The organism is Methylobacterium sp. J-048, from assembly GCF_022829515.1.
GTDB lineage: Bacteria > Pseudomonadota > Alphaproteobacteria > Rhizobiales > Beijerinckiaceae > Methylobacterium.
In genome coordinates this window covers 1-4071 of sequence record NZ_JAKSYL010000186.1, presented here as the reverse complement: position 1 = coordinate 4071, position 4071 = coordinate 1, and the positions used below count along the sequence as shown (strand labels likewise).

The 4071-nt window shown below is 66.4% G+C and carries 6 protein-coding genes and 1 pseudogene; 5 read left to right on the top strand and 2 right to left on the bottom strand.

The features are described from left to right. A pseudogene (locus MKL09_RS19030) lies at window positions 1–245 on the top strand (hypothetical protein); the annotation flags it as partial. Further along, window positions 246–947 carry an L-dopachrome tautomerase-related protein gene (locus MKL09_RS19025; RefSeq protein WP_313901194.1) on the top strand — a complete coding sequence of 234 codons (702 nt, stop codon included), beginning with the start codon at window positions 246–248 and terminating at the stop codon, window positions 945–947. A 21-nt stretch (window positions 948–968) separates the two neighbouring features. On the opposite strand, the gene MKL09_RS19020 is transcribed toward MKL09_RS19025, so the two are convergent. Both MKL09_RS19020 and MKL09_RS19015 read right to left on the bottom strand, forming a co-directional pair. Next, window positions 969–2297 carry a Y-family DNA polymerase gene (locus MKL09_RS19020; protein WP_244022689.1) on the bottom strand — a complete coding sequence of 443 codons (1329 nt, stop codon included), beginning with the start codon at window positions 2295–2297 and terminating at the stop codon, window positions 969–971. After that, a complete protein-coding gene (locus tag MKL09_RS19015; RefSeq protein ID WP_244022692.1) occupies window positions 2294–2746 on the bottom strand; it encodes a LexA family protein in 453 nt (150 codons plus the stop codon). Before MKL09_RS19015 ends, MKL09_RS19020 begins: the two co-directional genes overlap by 4 nt. Window positions 2747–2840: 94 nt before the next feature. Between MKL09_RS19015 and MKL09_RS32370 the strand changes: the two genes are divergently transcribed. The 3 genes from MKL09_RS32370 (at window position 2841) to MKL09_RS19005 (ending at window position 3982) form a co-directional block, all read left to right on the top strand. Continuing rightward, a complete protein-coding gene (locus tag MKL09_RS32370; RefSeq protein WP_409566948.1) occupies window positions 2841–3167 on the top strand; it encodes a DUF6894 family protein in 327 nt (108 codons plus the stop codon). 17 nt (window positions 3168–3184) lie between these two features. After that, the gene (locus MKL09_RS19010; protein ID WP_244022687.1) at window positions 3185–3439 is read left to right on the top strand and encodes a hypothetical protein; all 255 of its coding nucleotides are present in this window, start codon (window positions 3185–3187) and stop codon (window positions 3437–3439) included. Between the two features lie 357 nt (window positions 3440–3796). Beyond that, the gene (locus tag MKL09_RS19005) at window positions 3797–3982 is read left to right on the top strand and encodes a hypothetical protein (protein ID WP_244022685.1); all 186 of its coding nucleotides are present in this window, start codon (window positions 3797–3799) and stop codon (window positions 3980–3982) included. Window positions 3983–4071: the final 89 nt, after the last annotated feature.

The window sequence follows — 4071 nt, the reverse complement described above, 5'->3', positions numbered from 1 at the left end:
TGTTCTCGCCATTCCAGCGCCAGACAAAGGACAAGGGCATCGAACTCGGCGAATGGCGCGACGGTCAACCCGTCGCATTCCCGAACGAGGCGTGGAACGCATGGAAACAGGGTGACGACCCGGCCAAGGCCTTCGTGGCGGTCAATGCCATCCGCATCGGCCCTGACGGTGACCTTTGGGTCGTCGACAAGGGCGCACCCGGCATGGGCGAGGCGCCACTCCAAGGTGGCCCCAAACTCGTGTAGATTGACCTCGCGACCAACGCCGTTCGCCGGGTTTACCCGCTGCAGTCTGCGACTACCGACCGAAGTTTCATCGACGATTTCCGGTTCAACGGCCGCAACGTCTACCTGACGGATGCCGGTCAGCCTGGGCTGATCGTGCTCGATCTCGACACGGGAGGCTTGAGGCGCGCGCTCGACGGGCACTGGTCGACCATTGCGCAGCGTCCACTCACCGGCCAGGGCCGCACCTTGCGGGACGACAAGGGCAAGCTCCTGTTCATCCACGCCGATCAGCTGGAAGTCTCCCCCGACGGAAAGACGTTCTACTACCAAGCCTGCACAGGCCCACTCTACAGCATCGAGACGCGCTATCTTGACGATTCCGGCCTGAGCGACGCCGAGCGAGCCAAGCACGTGAAGCTATTCGCGGCCACCGTGGCGACCGGTGGGACCGCTATTGACGTGGACGGGACGATCTACGCGAGCGACACGGACGGGCTGCGCATCCTGAAGATCGCCCCGGACGGGAGCATGAGCACCCTTTTGGAGGATCCGCGCTTGGTCTGGGTCGACGCGATGTGGATCGACGAGCAGGGCGGCCTGTGGATCCCTGCGGCGCAGATGAACCGGACGCCGACGATGAACGGCGGCGAGGCGTCGGCGGTGAAATTCCCAACGACGATCTATCGGCTGGAGATCGGCGCGAAGCCGCTGCGCAACTGATCACAGCTCGGACCATCGCGCTCAGGCGTGGGCCACCGGCAGCTCGGTGACCTGCGTCGTGTAGCGCGGCGTGCGCATCTCGAACTTGGTGTTCCACTCGCGCTTGGTCACCAGCCCCGAGCGAGCCGGCACGACCGACCCGCGCCCCCAACGTGCGTTGCACGCGTCCATCGCCGCCATGAGGGGGCCCGATCGCTCGCGGTCCATCCCCCCGATCAGTGCCCGCGGGCTGTGCGATAGCAGCACGAGGTCGTTGGTTACGATGCCGGCCTTGGAGTACCGCCACGGCCGATCGCCAGGCTCGCGCCAGGTCTTCGCCACCCCGTGCCGGGCCGCCTTGATCAGCGCCAGCGTGTCGGAGGTGTGCTCGGGCAGGGTGACCGTGGTCGAGACCGAGCGCATCGGTGCGTCCCGGTCGTGCTCGCTGTTATGGTAGAACACCGTGACGTGGTTGGTTGCCAGCCCCTCGCGCCGTAGCTTCTCGCCCAGCCGGGTGGCGTGCGCGGCCACGGCCTCTTCAAGCACCGCGCGTTCGGTGATGCGGCTGCTGAACGAGCGCGTCACGGCGCAGCCCTTCCGCCGCGCCGGGACCATCTCCAGCGGCAGGCAGGCCAGCCCGCGCAGCTCGTGGATGATGCGCTCGCCCACCACCGTCAGGCCCTTGCGCACCGGCCGCGGATCGAGGTCGCGCAGGTCCGCGACGCTGTCCACGCCCATGGCCTCGAGCTTGGCGAGCGAGGCCCGGCCGATCCCCCAGACCTCGGCGACGTCGATCCGGCACAGCCAGTGCTCGTAGGAGGTCGGGTCGGTCAGGTCGCACACGCCCTGCAGCTCGGGCACGGTCTTGGCGATGTGATTGGCCAGCTTCGCCAGCGTCTTGGTGGGGCCGATCCCAACGCACGTGGGGATCCCCGTCCAGGCGCGCACGGTGGCCCGCAGATCCCGCGCGAGTTCCACCCTTAGGCTGGGCGCCACGTCCGACAGGTTCAAGAAGCTCTCGTCTATGGAGTAGATCTCCACCTGCGGGCTGAACTGCCGGTACACCGCGTTGGTGCGCCCCGACATGTCGCCGTAGAGCGTGTAGTTGGACGAGAATACCCGCACGCCCTGGACCCGGCACATGTCGCGGATCTTGAAGTAGGGGTCGCCCATCTTGATGCCGAGCGCCTTGGCCTCGGCGGTGCGGGCAATCGCGCAGCCGTCGTTGTTCGACAGCACGATGACGGGCACGGCGGCCAGCTTGGGGTCGAATACGCGTTCGCAGCTGCAGTAGAAGCTGTTGCCGTCGATCAGCGCCACCGCCCGGCCGCCGCCGATCCGGTCGCGCAGGCGCGCGGCCGGCTCGCTCACGACAGCTGGCCCCGGGCGATGTGCCAGCGGATCGAGAACCGCACGACACCCCAGATCGCGCCCTCGCCCATCTCCTCGATCGCGAAGGCGGGCAGTTCCGGGTTGCAGAACGCCAGCCGGGCCACGTTGCCGTCGATCAGCAGCCGCTTGCACGACATCTGCCCGTCGATCGCCGCGACCACCACGCTGCCGTGACCAGCGGTGAGGCTTCGGTCCACGCACGCCAGGTCACGGTCGTAGATGCCGGCCGCTTCCATCGAGGAGCCCGCGATACGCCACAGGAAGGTCGCAGGCGGGTTCGGCACGAGCCAACGCGGCAGTTCCAGAGCGCCCTCTAGGAAGTCGTCTGCTGGCGACGGGAAGCCCGCGCAGAGTGCGTGCCCGATTAGGGGCACGCGCACGGCATTGGGACTGCCCACCAGCAGCTCGTCTATTCGCTGGGCCGGCACGGGGCTCATCAGGCCCCGGCGTCCACAGCCAGTTCGAGCAGCTGGGCATACATCGCAACCTCACCCTGACTAGAACGCACCAGGAACAAACACGATGCCGGAGCGTGGTTCAATGGCTGTGTCAGATCCCGCCGAGATCGCAGTGGGCGGGTGTGGACGGTTTGGAAAAACGTCAATGCCTCGGAGGCTTTACCGCTTCCATTGCCTGGGCGGCGGTGATGCCGTGTTCGACATGCATGGGCGGTGGCTGTCCAGCATCCGAGAGGTCCGGCAGCAAGCGGATCGGGTTGCGCTGGACCTGATGACCGGTGTGGCCTGCCAGGATTGGACGGTGTGGTCCGTTGACGTGCGGGATGCCGCAGGGCGGCCCGTACTGATGCGCGCGTTCACCTCGGTGAAGGTGTGGGACAGGCAGGCTTAGCCAACGGGAGATGCGCCATGGCGATGAAGACGACGTTCGTGGTGCAGCCCTTCGAGATCCATCGCAAGCGCCTGCGACCGGCCCGCCAAGAGGCCGCGCAGACCGAGAGCGGCGCGCTCAAAAAGGCCGAGAACTTGGCCAAGCGCATGCCTGGCGCTGCAGCGCTCAAGGTGGTGGCCGACGACGAGACCGGGGAACTGGAAGGCGTCACGATCTTGGGCCAGTGGGGCGAGGTGCCGGACGACTTCGCTGAGAGCTTGCAGGGCGGATGAACGGAGCCCCCGTTGCCCGAACTAATCGAGCGTGTCCCGCAGCACATCGATCCGATCAGCTTGAGCATAGATCTCTCTCAACGACGGCAACCGCCGCCCATTCAGTGGAGATCGTCATGTCCCTCTCATCCCGCCTCGTCCTGCTCAGCGGTGTTGTCGTCCCGGCTGGTGCCTTCCTCGTCGGCACGTATGTCGCCCTCGTCAGCCTAGCCCTGCCGATGCACTTCGTCTGACCGTTGGGCTGCACCTCTATCAAGGTCGCTCTGCCCATGCGGCATGCTGACCGATTGAGGTAGCGCTGGAACGTCGGGGACGTCGCTACGCTTGATCGCTCAACATTTGTCGGAGGGTGTGGTGATGAAGGTGTTTCAGATCCGCCAGGCGGCGACGGGTACGATCCTCTGGATCGGCTCGGCCGCCGATCCGATCGCCGCCCTCGACGCCATGGCGCACGAGGCCGGGTACTACGATCACGCCGACATCCCAGATCACCTGCGGGCTGGTGGCCTGTATGCGGAAGAGATCCGAGTCTGTCGCCTCTGAGCATCAGGCCGGTGGCCGAACAGCAGACATGCGAGGTGAAGATTGATGGTGTGTGGAGCGCCGTCAGCCTGGCGGAAGCCCGCACCCTG